At 65.2% G+C, this 14,701-nt stretch carries 15 protein-coding genes; 6 read left to right on the top strand and 9 right to left on the bottom strand.

Annotated elements, in window-relative coordinates; genetic code table 11:
- Window positions 1-11 precede the first annotated feature (11 nt).
- Window positions 12-1,475, bottom strand: coding sequence for a benzaldehyde dehydrogenase (locus ABB27_RS03115; RefSeq protein WP_057626770.1), 1,464 nt, complete (start codon window positions 1,473-1,475; stop codon window positions 12-14).
- A gap of 221 nt (window positions 1,476-1,696) precedes the next feature.
- Here ABB27_RS03115 and ABB27_RS03110 point away from each other — a divergent pair, with 221 nt between their 5' ends.
- Window positions 1,697-2,260, top strand: coding sequence for a DUF1415 domain-containing protein (locus ABB27_RS03110; RefSeq protein ID WP_057626769.1), 564 nt, complete (start codon window positions 1,697-1,699; stop codon window positions 2,258-2,260).
- A gap of 318 nt (window positions 2,261-2,578) precedes the next feature.
- Here the strand turns inward: ABB27_RS03110 and ABB27_RS03105 are convergent, their stop codons facing one another.
- The 5 genes from ABB27_RS03105 to ABB27_RS03085 form a co-directional block, all read right to left on the bottom strand.
- Window positions 2,579-3,256: an HAD family hydrolase gene (locus ABB27_RS03105; RefSeq protein ID WP_057626768.1), complete on the bottom strand. Its 678-nt coding sequence runs from the start codon at window positions 3,254-3,256 to the stop codon at window positions 2,579-2,581.
- Window positions 3,256-3,963: a pseudouridine synthase gene (locus ABB27_RS03100; RefSeq protein WP_057626767.1), complete on the bottom strand. Its 708-nt coding sequence runs from the start codon at window positions 3,961-3,963 to the stop codon at window positions 3,256-3,258. Before ABB27_RS03100 ends, ABB27_RS03105 begins: the two co-directional genes overlap by 1 nt.
- Window positions 3,960-5,018 carry a class I SAM-dependent methyltransferase gene (locus ABB27_RS03095; protein WP_057626766.1) on the bottom strand — a complete coding sequence of 353 codons (1,059 nt, stop codon included), beginning with the start codon at window positions 5,016-5,018 and terminating at the stop codon, window positions 3,960-3,962. Before ABB27_RS03095 ends, ABB27_RS03100 begins: the two co-directional genes overlap by 4 nt.
- A gap of 93 nt (window positions 5,019-5,111) precedes the next feature.
- On the bottom strand, window positions 5,112-5,417 hold the full coding sequence (locus ABB27_RS03090; RefSeq protein WP_244479116.1) for a DUF3247 family protein: 306 nt from the start codon (window positions 5,415-5,417) through the stop codon (window positions 5,112-5,114).
- 52 nt (window positions 5,418-5,469) lie between these two features.
- Entirely contained in the window at window positions 5,470-7,509 is a 2,040-nt protein-coding gene (locus tag ABB27_RS03085) for an ATP-binding response regulator (protein ID WP_211263661.1), read from the bottom strand.
- A 162-nt stretch (window positions 7,510-7,671) separates the two neighbouring features.
- Here ABB27_RS03085 and ABB27_RS03080 point away from each other — a divergent pair, with 162 nt between their 5' ends.
- A complete protein-coding gene (locus ABB27_RS03080; RefSeq protein ID WP_057626764.1) occupies window positions 7,672-8,241 on the top strand; it encodes a DUF3016 domain-containing protein in 570 nt (189 codons plus the stop codon).
- A 184-nt stretch (window positions 8,242-8,425) separates the two neighbouring features.
- On the opposite strand, the gene alr is transcribed toward ABB27_RS03080, so the two are convergent.
- Window positions 8,426-9,502 carry an alanine racemase gene (gene alr / locus ABB27_RS03075; RefSeq protein ID WP_057626763.1) on the bottom strand — a complete coding sequence of 359 codons (1,077 nt, stop codon included), beginning with the start codon at window positions 9,500-9,502 and terminating at the stop codon, window positions 8,426-8,428.
- Window positions 9,502-10,767 (bottom strand): D-amino acid dehydrogenase, encoded by a 1,266-nt coding sequence (locus ABB27_RS03070; RefSeq protein ID WP_057626762.1) that lies wholly within the window; start codon window positions 10,765-10,767, stop codon window positions 9,502-9,504. Before ABB27_RS03070 ends, alr begins: the two co-directional genes overlap by 1 nt.
- 149 nt (window positions 10,768-10,916) lie before the next feature.
- On the opposite strand from ABB27_RS03070, the gene ABB27_RS03065 reads away from it, so the two are divergent.
- Window positions 10,917-11,396 carry a winged helix-turn-helix transcriptional regulator gene (locus ABB27_RS03065; protein WP_057626761.1) on the top strand — a complete coding sequence of 160 codons (480 nt, stop codon included), beginning with the start codon at window positions 10,917-10,919 and terminating at the stop codon, window positions 11,394-11,396.
- A gap of 143 nt (window positions 11,397-11,539) precedes the next feature.
- Here ABB27_RS03065 and ABB27_RS03060 read toward each other — a convergent pair whose 3' ends face one another.
- Window positions 11,540-11,926, bottom strand: a complete 387-nt coding sequence (locus ABB27_RS03060) for a classical arabinogalactan protein 4 (protein ID WP_152984410.1) — start codon at window positions 11,924-11,926, stop codon at window positions 11,540-11,542.
- A 123-nt stretch (window positions 11,927-12,049) separates the two neighbouring features.
- On the opposite strand from ABB27_RS03060, the gene msrB reads away from it, so the two are divergent.
- From msrB to motB, 3 genes are all read left to right on the top strand, one after another.
- The gene (gene msrB / locus ABB27_RS03055; protein WP_057626759.1) at window positions 12,050-12,517 is read left to right on the top strand and encodes a peptide-methionine (R)-S-oxide reductase MsrB; all 468 of its coding nucleotides are present in this window, start codon (window positions 12,050-12,052) and stop codon (window positions 12,515-12,517) included.
- Window positions 12,518-12,808: 291 nt separating this feature from the next.
- Entirely contained in the window at window positions 12,809-13,663 is an 855-nt protein-coding gene (motA, locus tag ABB27_RS03050) for a flagellar motor stator protein MotA (protein ID WP_057626758.1), read from the top strand.
- A 10-nt stretch (window positions 13,664-13,673) separates the two neighbouring features.
- Window positions 13,674-14,615, top strand: coding sequence for a flagellar motor protein MotB (gene motB, locus ABB27_RS03045; RefSeq protein ID WP_057626757.1), 942 nt, complete (start codon window positions 13,674-13,676; stop codon window positions 14,613-14,615).
- Window positions 14,616-14,701 lie beyond the last annotated feature (86 nt).

Raw genomic sequence — 14,701 nt, 5'->3', positions numbered from 1 at the left:
GTTTCTCCAGTTCACAGCGGATAGGCGGGGGCTTCGCCCTTGATGCTCAGCCATTGCCATTGGGTGAATTCCTCGATGTTGGCCGGGCCACCAATGCTGCTGCCATTGCCCGATGCGCCGACACCACCAAAGGGATTGATGACCTCGTCGTTCACGGTCTGGTCGTTGATATGCAGGATGCCGGTATGCAGCTGTTCGCCAAGTTTCAAGGCACGGTCGACATTGCTGGAAATGATGGCCATCGACAGACCGTACTCGCTGTCGTTGGCCAGCGCGGCGGCATCCGCATCGCTGTCGAACGGCACCACCACCGCCACCGGCGCGAAGATCTCCTCATGGAAGGCCGGGTTGCCTGGGCTCACATCGCTGAGCACGGTCGGCTCGAAGAACAGATCCTGATAGGTGCCACCGGTTTCCAGGGTTGCGCCGGCGGCCGCGGCCTCGGCAACCACGCGTGCGGCATGGTCGCGCTGCTGGGCGTTGATCAGCGGCCCCAGCGCGACATCGGCAACGGCCGGGTCACCGACGGTCAGCGATTGCGCCTTGGAGATGAGTTTCTCCAGGAAGCGATCATAGATGCCGCGTTGGACCAGCACGCGGCCGGTCGCCATGCAGATCTGCCCCTGGTGCAGGTAGACGCCCCAGGTGGTGTTGGCGATGGCCAGATCGATATCGGCATCGTCGAGCACGATCAGCGCGTTCTTGCCGCCCAGCTCCAGCGATACCTTCTTCAGATGCCGGCCTGCGGCTTCGCCGACCTTGCGCCCGGCAGCGGTGGAACCGGTGAACTGGATCATGGCGATGTTGGGATCGCTGGTCAGCGCCGCACCCGCTGCGCCATCGCCCGGCAGCACATGCAGCACCCCGGCCGGCAGCCCGGCCAGCTCGAACAGGCGGGCGATGACAAAGCCACCGCAGACCGCCGTGCGCGGGTCGGGCTTGAGCACCACCGCATTGCCCAGCGCCAGCGCCGGTGCCACCGCGCGCATCGCCAGATACAGGGGGAAGTTGAACGGTGAAATCACCCCCACCACACCCAGCGGACGGCGGCGTGCAAGATTGAGCCGCCCCGGCACCGACGGCAGCAGCTCACCCACACTGCGCGAGGGCAGCGCTGCGGCCTCATGCAGGGCCTTGGTGCTTACCTTGTTCTCGAAGCCGGCCTTGAGCCGGGTAGAGCCGGACTCGCGCACGATCCACTCGATGATGTCAGCCGCGTATTCATCGGCCAGCTGCGCGGCGCGGCGCAGCACCTGCGCGCGGGTTTCATAGGGCGCGTTGGCCCAGTCGCGTTGTGCCGCGGCTGCAGCGGCGGCCGAGCGCGCAATCTGCGCCGGGTCCGCCAGCCCGATGCTGCCCAGCGTCTTGCCGGTGGCCGGCTCGATCACTTCCTGCTGGCTGTTGCCGCGCTGCCATTGACCATCAAACTGCTTGCCCACCCACAACTCCGGGGGAAGAAACGCCTCTTTTGCCATTGCCGTACTCCTTGCGTGGTCGGTGCAGACATTGAATACCTGCACCCGGCAGCTGCCTATTAGCCATCGGCGAGATCAGCACAAGCTGCTGAAATCGTGCGATTTTCGACAATGCACCGTGTCCAGTTTGTGGACAGTGAACACCCACGCGATGACAGCACGGCGGCAGCGGGCCCGGTTGCCCACTACAATCGCCTGCCCTGCCAGCCCGAGCGCCAGCCATGAACGAACACGCCACCATCGATCCCATCGCCGTCACCCGCAACTGGGTGGAAAAGGCGGTGATCGGGTTGAACCTGTGCCCGTTTGCGAAGGCGGTCTACGTCAAGCAGCAGGTGCGCTTCGTGCTCAGCGACGCCAGCACGCCGGAGGCCCTGCTGGAGCAGTTGGCCGAAGAGCTGCTGCTGTTGCGCGACACCCCGGCCGAGCAGATCGACACCACGTTGATCATCCACCCGCAGGTGCTGGAGGATTTCCTGGACTACAACGATTTCCTCGAAAACGCCGACGCCGCGGTGGAAGCGCTGGATCTGCAGGGCATCCTGCAGGTGGCCAGCTTCCACCCGCAGTACCAGTTCGCCGGTGCCGCCGCAGACGACGTGAGCAACTACACCAACCGCTCGCCCTACCCCACCCTGCACCTGCTGCGCGAAGACAGCGTTGAGCGTGCGGTAGCCGCGTTCCCGGACCCGGACGTGATTGTCGAACGCAATATCGCCACGCTGGACCAGCTCGGCGTGGAAGGCTGGCACCGCGTGCTCGGTGGTGGTGAAGGCAATACCTGAGCGATGACCGGTAGTGCCGAGCCATGCTCGGCAAGGGCATTACCAGCGATGCCAATGTAGTGCCGAGCCATGCTCGGCAGAGGCATTACCAGCAATGCCAATGTAGCGCCGAGCCATGCTCGGCAGAGGCGTTACCAGCAATGCCAATGTAGTGCCGAGCCATGCTCGGCAGGGGCATTCCCAGCAATGCCAATGTAGTGCCGAGCCATGCTCGGCAGAGGCATTACCGGCGATGCCCAATGTAGTGCCGAGCCATGCTCGGCAGAGGCCTTATCGGTAGAGCCCTAGCCGAGCATGGCTCGGCACTACAGGTGAAGCCTACGCTGCGCCTACCGGCAGCCATTGCTGCAGCAGCTCGCGCACGTCATGCAGCGAGGCGGTGATGTGGTGACCGTAGCCACGCACTTCTTCGTCCGGTTCCAGCAGGTCCGGAATCTGGATCGTGGTCATGCCGGCGGCCAGTGCCGCGCGCACGCCGGTGGGTGAGTCTTCCAGGGCCAGGCAATGCGCCGGCGCGATGCCCAGTCCACGCGCGGCATGCAGGTAGATGTCCGGCGCCGGTTTGGAATGGGCTACATCGCTGCTGGTGGCAACAAACTGGAAATACGGCAGCAAACCCGCCGCCGCCAGCTTGCGCTGCGCCAGCGGTGAACGCGTGGCGGTGGCAACCGCACGCGGAATGTCGTGCTCGCGCAGCAACTCCAGCAACTCGGTGATGCCCGGCCGCAACGGCACACCGGCATCGACGATGTCGGCATAACGTGCATAGGATTCGGCCAACAAAGCATCGGTGCGCTCCAGCCCCAGCACATCGGCCAGCTTCTGCCGGGTAGTGGCATCGGAGGAACCAATCAACGACAGCAACAGGCTGCGCGGCAGGACATGGCCCTGCACCTGCGCAACCTGCTCCAGGCAGCCCATCAGCGCGCGCTCGCTGTCCAGCATCAGGCCGTCCATGTCGAACACCACCGCCTGCGGGCGGGCCAGCAATTCCATCAGGCCTGTTCTCCAAACAGTACGGCCAGGTCAGCGGCGTCCAGCTGCCGCCATTGGCCTTCGGCCAGATCATCCAGACCCAGGCCGCCAATACGCGAACGGTGCAGCGCCTGCACGTGGTTGCCCACCGCTGCGAACATGCGCCGCACCTGGTGGTAACGCCCTTCGTGCAGGGTCAGCCGCGCCGCACGCGGGCCGAGCACCTCAAGTTCGGCCGGCAACAAGGGCTTGTCGTCCGATTCCAGCAACAGCGTGCCACTGGCGAACTGCGCCGCTTCGCTGCCGCTCAGATCCTGTGCCAGCTGTGCTTCGTAAACCTTGTCCAGCTTCGACTTGGGCGACACGATCCGGTGCAGCAGCTGGCCATCATCGGTCATCAGCAGCATGCCCGAGGTATCGCGATCGAGCCTGCCAACGCTGGAAAGCACCGGGTCGCGGTCGCGGAAACGCTCCGGCAGCAGCTCATAGATCAGGCGGCCATGGTCCTTGGTGGAACAGGTATAGCCGGCTGGCTTGTGCAGCATCAGGATCAGGCCCGGCGGCGGGTCCAACACCTCGTCATCGATACGGATGTTGTCGTGCTCGACCTTGTCATCGGCATACAGCACCTCGCCCTGCGCATCGGTGATGCGGCCTTCGCGGAACAGCTGCTGCACCTGCTTGCGGCTGCCATAGCCCAGGTTGGCGATGTGCTTGACCAGCTTCATGCACGGCCCCGGGTGCCGACGATGACCTTGAAGCCATCGCGCTCGGCGGCAACGCGCACCTGGCCGAAGCTCTCGGTGAGGATCTGCTCATACGGCAGGTGGCGGTTGGCAACCATGAACAACTGCCCGCCCGGACGCAGCGACTGCGCGGCCACGGCAATGAAGCGGCGGCCGATATCCGGCCGGTCTTCGCGGGCCGGGGTGTGGAACGGCGGATTGGAAACGATGAAATCGTAGCGGTCATCGATGCCGGTGGTGACGTCATGCCAGCGGAAGTCCAGCTTCACCTGCGCTCCGGCCTCGGCCAGGTTGTGGCGGGCCAGCGCCAGCGCGCGCGCCTCGGCTTCGTACAGATCCAGTGCGGTGACCTTGGGGCAACGTGCCAGCACTTCGGACGACAGATAGCCCCAACCCGCGCCCAGATCGGCGCCACGGCCAGCCAGGTCGGCCGGCAGCTGCTCCACCAGCAGGGCCGAGGCCGGATCGATGCGGTCCCAGGCAAACACGCCGGGGCGGCTCAGGAAGCGCCCATCGACGATCTTGCGCGGCGCATCCAGTGCCGCCCAGCGCTTGTGCAGGGCGACGTCGTGCTTGCCCTCGGCCGGTTGCGACCAATAGGCGCGGCAATGGTTCTTGGTCAGCGTGCCGCCCAGCCCAGCCAGCTGCTGCAGGTCGCTTTCGCCGGAGCGCGCGCCTTCGTTGTTGGACTGGCAGGCAACGATGATGCCGCCCGGGGCCAGCTTGTCCAAGGCCTGGGCAAACAGGGCGCGCGCTTCGTCACGCTGCCGCGGCGGCAGCACCAGCACCACCGCGTAGCGCTCATCGGACTGCTCCAGCGCCTGTTCGTCACGCACTTCCCAGCCGCTGCGCTGCAAGGCCTCGGCAAACGGGCGGAAACTCTGTGTGCAGACCAGCTGGGCGCTGTCGGCGTGCTCGCGCAGCGGCCAACCATCGCGCGCGCGCAGGAACAGGACCGGCCCCTGCGGCCAGCGCAGGCCAGCCTTGGAGAACGGAAGGAACAGGGTTTCCAACGGAGCGTCGTGCGGAGCAGGCATGCCGGTAATTCATCAAGCAGGGCCGGCCATTCTACCGGGCCGGCCGCCGTGACCGGCCGCGGCCAGCTGAACAGGGCCGGCAAATGCGCCGGATCAGGGCTCGGCAGCCGGCAGGTGCAGCACCTGCAGCACGCTGTCCAGCCAGACCACATGTTGCTGGCAGGACCGCAGCAGGTCCTCCAGGCGTACGGTCGCGTTCACCCCGGGCTGTTCGTTGTGGTCGGCAAAATGCTGCAGCGCCGGCTGCGTGGTGACCGTCCCGGCCACCCGGCTGCCGCCCTTGAGTACCAGCATTACCCGCGCCTGCTCAGGCAACTGGCCGAGCAAGGCCTCCAGCGAGGCGATCAGCGTCGGGTCGGAATAAACATGGGGCGCGTACAAGGGCATGACAGCGTCCATGGGTGAACGCCATCACATTACCGTTATTCCGCGTGAAACCCACGCAAAGAAATCAACGCGGCAGGCGCGCGTCGCGGATGGCCGAAATCAGCTGCGCCACGCTATACGGCTTGGCCACATGCCCCTGGAAGCCGGAGGAGAACGCGCGCCGCCGGTCGTCGGCCCGCGCCAGCGCGGTCACCGCCACCGCCGGCAGCTCGTCAGCGCCCACGCCCAGGGTCTGCCGCAGGGTATGGATCAGGCCGTAGCCATCCATGCCCGGCATGCCGATATCGCTGATCAATACATCGAACGCGGTATGCCCGCGCAGGTCCAGCAGCTCCAATGCCTCGGCGGCGGTACCGGCGGTTACCACCGACGCGCCCTGTTCCTCCAGCAAGCGGCGGATGTAACCGAGCATGTCGACCTGGTCTTCCACCGCCAGCACCCGCAGGCCCTGCAGCGCATTGGGCACCAGTACCTGCTCGCCGATGCGCCCGCGCTGCACCCGCCGGCGCGGGTGGCGCAGCGCCTTCTGCGCCTGGAACTCCGGCAGCCGCACGCGGAAGGTGGCGCCGCGCCCTGGCCCGGCACTAGCGGCCGAGACAGTGCCGCCATGCAGCTCGGTCAACTGCTGGACGATGGCAAGGCCCAGCCCCAAGCCGCCATGGCGACGGGTGGTGGTGCTGTCGGCCTGGCTGAAGCGGCTGAACAGATGTTTCAGGAATTCCGGTGCGATGCCGTCGCCGTCATCCTTGATCTGCACCACCAAATGCCCGCTTTCATGCAACAGGCTGATCTCGATCCGCCCTTCCACCGGAGTGAACTTGATCGCGTTGGACAGCAGGTTGCCCAGGATCTGCTGCAGGCGGGTGGCATCACCCAGCACCGGCTGCGGCAGTTCCGGCAATAGCACTTGCAGCGTCTGCGCCTTGCCTTCGATCACCAGCTCCTGCGCGCGCACTGCTTCGCGCACCTGCTCGGCCAGATCCACCACTTCCACTTCCAGCTGTACCTTGCCCAGCAGCATGCTGCTCAGGTCGAGCATGTCCGACATCAGGTTTTTCTGGGTCATCGCACTGCTGGCGATCACCTCCATGCCGCGCCGCATCGGGTGATCGGCTTCCATGCGCTGCAGCAGCAGCTCACTCCAGCCCAGCACCGTGGTCAACGGCGTACGCAGTTCGTGCGACAGCGTGGCCAGGAACTCATCTTTCATCCGCGCCATGCCCTCGGCCGCGTTGCGGGCCACGCGTTCGGCGGTGAGCAGGTCCTCGCGGGCCATTTCAATCTCGCGCCGCTCGGTGATGTCCGGGCTGTTGCCGGCCAGGCCGATGAAGCGGCCATCAGCGGAAAAACGTGGCACGGCGTTCATTTCCAACCAGCGCCATTGCCCATCGTGACGGCGCACGCGGGTATTGGTGTGCAGTTCGGTGCGCCCGTTCAATGCCGCCTGCAACTGGAACCCGAACGAAACCTGTTCGTCCGGATGCACCAGCCGCTGCCACGGATCCGGGCCCAGGTCCTGATCGGCATGCAAGCCGAAGAAGGTAAGGAACGCGGTATTGACGAAACGCAGCTGGCCAATGTCATCCACCACCCACACCGGCATCGGCAGGCCGTCGGCCAAGGCGCTGAAACGCGCCTCGCTCTCGGCCAGCTCGGTTTCAATACGCTTGCGTGCGGAGATGTCAAAAAGAAATACGGCCACGCGGTGCTTGTCCGGCTCGCCGATGCGCACCGCTTCCACCGAATACCAGCGTGCCGGCTCCGACACCTCGCGCTCGAACTGGCTGATGCCGCCATCGCTGAGCACCCGACCGAAGGCCGCGAACCAGTCCGCCCCCATCGCCGGCACCACGTCACTGGCGCGGCGGCCAATGACATCGCTCTGCCCGGTGACCTTCTGGAAACCGGCGTTGACCTTGCGGTAGATGAAATCCACCGCAACCCCCTCCTCAAGCACCAGCTCGATCACACACAGACCGCTGCCCACCGCATTGAATACCTCCCGATAAAGACTGGAGTTTTCCAGATCCTCATCGTCCAGAGACATCACTGACAGGGCGGATTCCAGGTTGGGAGCAGGCATTGTCTGAAGGGAGCGGGTCACGGCGGAAAGGGAGGGAGGCACCGGCCAGTGTGGGCGAGGGCCGATCCACAGCCCGTGATGATGAACCATCGCGCAATCCCATGCAGGACACCGACACGTGCTCATTGAAGCCTATCCTTATCGGCCGCACACTTTAGTCATCAAAGTCCCCAGGAGTACGTCATGAAAACCCTGACCATCACCGGACTTGCCTTGGCCTGCCTGCTGGCCGTTGGCGGCGCCGACGCCAAACCGCGCACGGTCGCCGATCCCGAAGCCCCGCGTGCACTGAACGTCGAAGGCCAAGTGCAGGTGCAATGGACCGATCCGGCCCAGTTCACCGAACTGCGCTACAGCCGCAACCGTTGGGATGCCCAGCTCGGCGACTGGGTGGAAACCCTGGCCGAATACCTGCGCAAGCAGGCCAGCAAAATGCTGCCGGAAGGGCAGAAGTTGGACGTGACCATCACCGATATCAAGCGTGCCGGTGACTACGAGCCATGGCATGGCCCGCGCCTGGACGACGTACGCATCATGCGCGACATCTACCCGCCGCGTATCTCGCTGCAGTTCACGCTGACCGACGCCAGCGGCCAGATCATCAGCCAGGGCGAGCGCAAGCTGTCCGATACCGGCTACCTGCTCAACAGCAGCCTGCCCAGCAACACCGACCCGCTGCGTTACGAAAAGCGCATGCTCGACGATTGGCTGCGCCGCGAACTGCGCAACGACGACACCACCGCCGGTCTATAATCCGCGCTTGCTGGATTGAAATTGAAAAGGGCCGCAATGCGGCCCTTTTGCTTCACCTGTAGTGCCGAGCCATGCTCGGCAATGGGCGTTACCGGTAAAGCTTCTGCCGAGCATGGCTCGGCACTACATTGGCATTGCTGGTAAAGCCTCTGCCGAGCATGGCTCGGCACTACCGGAGCTCAGCTCACTCCGACAGATATACCCGTGGGGTGCGCTTGAGGCTGCATGGCAGCCGGTAGGCGCTGGTATTGCAGCGCGGTGCCAGCTCCGAAATGGTCGGTGCATTGCCCCATAGCTGCACGATGCTGCCGCGTGCGGCCTGCGGATGGTCGGTGAGGTCCACGGTCAGCATGTCCATCGATACGCGGCCGATCAGCCTGCCCGGCACGCCATCGATCAACACCGGCGTGCCATTCGGTGCGAACTGCGGATAGCCATCGGCATAGCCCATCGCCACCACGCCGACGCGGGTCGGCGCTTCGGCAACAAAACGCGCGCCGTAACCCAGCGGCTCGCCCACCGCCAGCTCACGCACGGCGATCACCCGCGACTGCAGGGTCATCACCGGGCGCAGTTGCGCTGCGTGCGGGCTGGGCTGCGGATACAGCGGATCGGCGCCGTACAACATCAGGCCCGGCCGCACCCAGTCACTGCGCACATCCGGCCAGCCCAACAGCGCTGGCGAATTGCACAGGCTGGTTTCGCCCGCCAAACCTTCTGTGGCGCGGATGAACACGTCCAACTGTTCGCGGGTGCGGTTGCTGTCCAGTTCGTCAGCGCGCGCCAGGTGCGTCATCAGCACCAGCGGGCCAACCTGTGGCAGCGCGCTCAGGCGTGCGTGCGCGTCGCGGAATTCCTCCGGCGACAAACCCAGCCGGTGCATGCCGCTGTCCAGCTTCAACCAGATGCGCAGCGTGGCATCGGTCTTGAATGCTTCCACCGCCTGCAGCTGCCACGAGGTCGCTACCACCACCCAGAAATCATGCTCGACGATCAACGGCAGCTCGGCCGCGTCGAAGAAACCTTCCATCAACAGGATCGGGCCGCGGATACCGGCCTGGCGCAGCTCCAATGCTTCCTCGATGCAGGCCACGCCAAAACCATCGGCTTCGTCCTGCAGCGCGCGCGCGCAGGCCACCGCGCCGTGGCCGTAGGCATCGGCCTTGATGATGGCCAGTGCCTTGCCGCCGCCCAGCTGGCGCGCAAGCCGATAGTTGTGGCGCAGCGCGTCCAGGTCGATCAGTGCCTGTGCCGGGCGCATCAGTGCTGCCCCTTGCCGTAGCGGAAGATATCCAGCCCTTCGGTGCTGATCTGCGGCTGCTTGCCGCTCATCAGATCGGCCAGGTAACGACCGGAACCGGCTGCCATGGTCCAGCCCAGGGTGCCGTGGCCGGTGTTGAGGAACAGGTTGCGATATGGCGTTGCGCCGATCACCGGCGTGCCGTCCGGAGTCGCCGGGCGCAGGCCGGTCCAGAAGCTGGCCTGGCCCAGGTCACCACCGTCCGGGTACAGATCCCTGACCACCTTTTCCAGCGTGGCGCGGCGGCGCGGTTCCAGCGACAGGTCAAAGCCGGCCACCTCGGCCATGCCGCCAACGCGGATGCGGTCTTCGAAGCGGGTGATGGCGATCTTGTAGCTCTCGTCCAGGATGGTCGAGTTCGGCGCCATCGCTGCATTGGTGATCGGCAGGGTCAGCGAATAACCCTTCAACGGATACACCGGCAGCTGCATGCCCAGCGGCGCCAGCAACTGCGGCGAATAACTGCCCAGCGCGACAACGTAATGGTCAGCGGTTTCCAGCTTGCCATTGATGCGTACGCCGGTGATGCGGTCACCTTCGCGCTGGATCGAGGCGATGTCCTGGTCGAAGCGGAACTCGACGCCGGCGGCCTCGGCCAGTGCTGCCAGTTTGTTGGTGAACAGCTGGCAATCGCCGGTCTGGTCCTCGGGCAGGCGCAGTGCGCCGACCAGCGTCTCGGTCTTGCCGGCCAACGCCGGCTCGACGCGGGCAATGCCCTGGCGGTCCAGCACTTCGTAAGGCACGCCGTACTCGCGCAGCACTTCGATGTCCTGCGCGGCGGCATCCAGCTGCTGCTGGGTGCGGAACAACTGGGTGGTGCCCAGCTGGCGGCCTTCATAATCGATGCCGGTGGCCGCGCGCAGCTCGTTGATGCAATCGCGGCTGTAGTCGGACACGCGCACCATGCGCGCCTTGTTGACCGCGTAGCGGGCCGAGGTGCAGTTGCGCAGCATCTGCCACAGCCAGCGGTACTGGGCCATGTCCGCGGTCGGGCGGATCGCCAGCGGCGCATGTTCCTCGAACAGCCACTTGATCGCCTTGAACGGCACGCCCGGGGCGGCCCACGGCGAGGTATAGCCGAACGACAGCTGGCCGGCATTGGCGAAGCTGGTCTCCAGCGCCGGGCCAGGCTGCCGATCAACCACGGTGACATCAAAGCCGGCCTGCCGTAGATACCAGGCACTGGTCGTGCCGATCACACCGCTGCCAAGCACCAGAACGCGCATTTTCATTCTCCGGACCACATCATTCCCTGCGCACGGGATGGCAGGGGCTAGGAACGGCGCAGTATATTCAGGGTGAACCAGTGTTTTTACCTTTATTGATGCACCTAATCAGGGTAATTTCCTGTTTCGTTCATCAAAAGCAGAGCCATATGGCCACCCGCAGCCGCGAACTGGACAAGATCGACCGCAAGATCCTGCGCATCCTGCAGCAGGAGGGCCGCATCTCCTTCACCGAGCTGGGCGAGCGCGTTGGCCTGTCGACCACGCCCTGTACCGAGCGCGTGCGCCGGCTGGAGCGCGAAGGCGTGATCACCGGCTACTACGCGCGGCTGGATCCTTCTTCGGTCAAGGCCAGCCTGCTGGTGTTCGTGGAGATCAGCCTGGCCTACAAGTCCGGCGACATCTTCGAGGAATTCCGCCGCGCCGCGCTGAAGCTGCCCAACGTGCTGGAATGCCACCTGATGTCCGGCGATTTCGACTACCTGCTCAAGGCCCGCATCAATGAAATGGCCTCTTACCGCAAACTGCTGGGCAGCACCTTGTTGACCTTGCCGCACGTGCGTGAATCCAAGAGCTACATCGTGATGGAAGAAGTCAAAGAAACCCTGTGCCTGCCAATCGCCGAGTAGTGCGAAACCACGCTCCTGTAGTGCCGAGCCATGCTCGGCAGAAGCCTTACCGGTAATGCCCCTGCCGAGCATGGCTCGGCACTACACGGGCAAATGCCTGCCGAGCATGGCTCGGCACTACAGGTAATCAGGTAATCGCTCGCCTACCGGGTACCGGCCGGCGGCGGCACCACCTGCTGGCCCATGCCACTGGGCACGGTGTCGTAATAACGATTGGTACGCGTATCCAGCACCCGACCCGGGCTGGTCTGGCGCATATGCGGCGCCGGCTGGCCCTTGCTGTCGTAGATCGGCCGCACAGGCTGCGCCGGTTGCACGATCGGCTTCACCTTCGGAACCGGCTTGGGCGGCTTGACCGACGGCGGGCGCACATCCTGCGGTAGCCGCGGCGACGTGGATGGCGGCTGCGGCGGTGGCGGCAGGGTCACCGGGCGCGTCGCCGTCGGTGCCGGTGGCTGTTGCAGCTGTGCCTGCAGCAACAGCGGCCAGGCTGCCAGCAATGCCAGCACCAGATACATCGCCCGTTTCATCGGCCCCTCCTGTTGTTGCACGCAGAAAGCATGCGCCGGCACAGCTTGCGCCGCGATGAATGCGCCCTTGGACTGGCGTCTGCCCGCCCCTACCATTGCTACCTGCCCCACGGATTCTCCGCCATGACCGCTTTCGACCTCAGCCCTCCCAGCAGCGCCCAGCGCGACGCCCTTGTTGCCGACCTCAGCGCCGAAGAACAGCGCGTGCTGTTGCAGCACGGCACCGAGGCACCGTTCTGTGGCGTGTTCCTGGATAACAAGCGTGATGGCGTGTACTGCTGCCGCCTGTGTGCACTGCCGCTGTTCCGCTCCAGCACCAAGTTTGATTCGGGGACCGGCTGGCCGAGCTTCTTCGCCCCCTTCGATCCGGCGCATGTGCGCGAGATCCGCGACATCAGCCACGGCATGATCCGCACCGAGATCGTCTGCGCCCGCTGTGGCAGCCATCTGGGTCACGTGTTCCCGGACGGCCCGCCGCCGACCTTTGAACGGCATTGCCTGAACTCGGTATCGCTGGGTTTCGTCGAGAACGGCCAGCCCTACCCCGACCCGCTGCAGCGCGGCGGTGCCGAGGCACAGCCAGCGGCCTAGCAGCTTCCCTGTAGTGCCGAGCCATGCTCGGCAGGGGGCTTTGCCGTTGTAGTGCCGAGCCATGCTCGGCAGAGGCTTTGCCGTTGTAGTGCCGAGCCATGCTCGGCAGAAGCGTTACCGGTAGAGCCTCAGCCGAGCATGGCTCGGCTCTACAAGAGCTGCTGAGCCCCAGCCGAGCATGGCTCGGCTCTACAGGAGCAGGGTTCCTGAACCCGCCGAACAAGGTAGGGCTCTACAGATTCCGCTCTGACGGCCGACAACGGGATATCCCCATCCCCGCGTCTGCTTCCCATGCTCATCATCGTCGGCCTGCTCGTTGTCATCTTCGCTGTCCTGGGCGGTTACGTCGGTGCGCACGGCCGCCTGGCCGCGCTGTGGCAACCCTACGAGCTGGTCATCATCGGCGGCGCGGCCCTGGGCGCGTTCCTGATCGCCACCCCGCTCAAGACCGTCAAGCAGACCCTGCGCGCCACCGTCAGCGTGTTCAAGGGCCCGCAGTACAAGCGCCAGGACTATCTGGACGTGCTCAGCCTGCTCTACGAACTGCTCAACAAGGCGCGCCGCGAAGGCTTCATGGCGCTGGAAGACCATGTAGAGAATCCGCAGGACAGCGCGGTGTTCGCCAACTACCCCAAGGTGCTGGCCGACCACCACCTGCTGGACTTCATCACCGATTGCCTGCGCCTGATGATCGGCTCCAACATCGAGCCGCACGAGCTGGAACCGCTGCTGGAACTGGAGCTGGAAAAGCACCACCACGAGGCGCTGGAACCGGCCCACGTGCTCAACAAGGTGGCCGATGGCCTTCCCGGTTTCGGCATCGTCGCCGCGGTGCTGGGCATCGTCATCACCATGGGCGCCATCGGTGGTGACATCAAGGAAGTCGGCGCACACGTGGCCGGCGCGCTGGTCGGCACCTTCCTCGGCATCCTGCTCGGCTATGGCTTCATCGGCCCGCTGGCTGCAGCGGTGGAAGCGCGCGCCGAACAGGACGCACGCATCTACGAATCGGTGAAGACCGCGCTGCTGGCCTGCCTGCGCGGCTACAACCCGAAGATCGCCCTGGAGTTCGCCCGCAAGACCGTGCCGTCGGCACTGCGCCCGGGCTTCAGCGAGTTCGAACAGCATCTGAAGTCGGTCAAGTAAGGCCCCGCCCATGACCGAGAACGCCAAACCCACGGTGATCGTGCGCCGGGTGAAGAAAGTCCAGGGCGGCGGCCACCACGGCGGTTCGTGGAAGGTGGCCTACGCCGACTTCGTCACCGCGATGATGGCCTTCTTCCTGGTGCTGTGGCTGATGGCCGCCACCAGCAAGCCCGAGCGCGCGGCGATTTCCGAATACTTCCGCAATCCCAGCCCGCTCAGCGGCAGCAGCAGCACGCCGGCGCCAGGCATGGCCGGCCCGGGCGGCGCCAGTACGTCGATGATCAAACTGGGCGGCGCTACCGACGTGTCGCGTGGCAACAGCGATGACCCGTTCCAGAACAAGCAGGAATCGATGCCCACGCCGGTGCAGGAACGCGAACGCGACCGGCAACGGCTGGAGGCGCTGAAGCAGGAGCTGCAGGAAGCGATCAGCAAGAGCCAGGCGCTGGAGCCGTTCAAGGACCAGCTACTGCTGGACATCACCCCGGAAGGCCTGCGCATCCAGATCGTGGACAAGCAGAACCGGCCGATGTTCGACCTCGGCAGCGCGCGCCTGATGCCGTATACCAAGACGATCCTGCTGGAGCTGTCGCACTTCATCAACCAGGTGCCCAACCACATCAGCATCACCGGCCATACCGACACCACCGCCTATTCCACCCAGCTCGGCTACGGCAACTGGGAGCTCAGTGCCGACCGCGCCAACGCCGCGCGCCGCACCCTGCTGGAAGGCGGCATGGAGGAAATCAAAGTGGCCCGCGTGGTCGGCCTGGCCTCCTCGGTATTGTTCGACAAGATCAACCCGCAGAACCCGATCAACCGCCGCATCAGCATCGTGGTGATGACCAAGGAAGCGGAGGCTGCCGCGCTCAATGAGACCGCCACGCTGGCCTTGCCGCCCAATGCGACCGCGGATGTGGAAGTGGACGGGGTGCCGTCGGCGGTGGATTGAGGGCTGTTGTTCTCCCGGCGATCGGCGACCTGGAGCTACCCCTCCCCAACCCTCCCCTTGGCCTGCGGCCAAAGGGAGGGGGCGAA

The organism is Stenotrophomonas terrae (assembly GCF_001431465.1).
GTDB classification, from domain to species: Bacteria; Pseudomonadota; Gammaproteobacteria; order Xanthomonadales; family Xanthomonadaceae; genus Stenotrophomonas; species Stenotrophomonas terrae.
The sequence above is the reverse complement of the archived record's forward strand: the minus strand, read 5'-3'. Positions and strand labels throughout refer to the sequence as shown.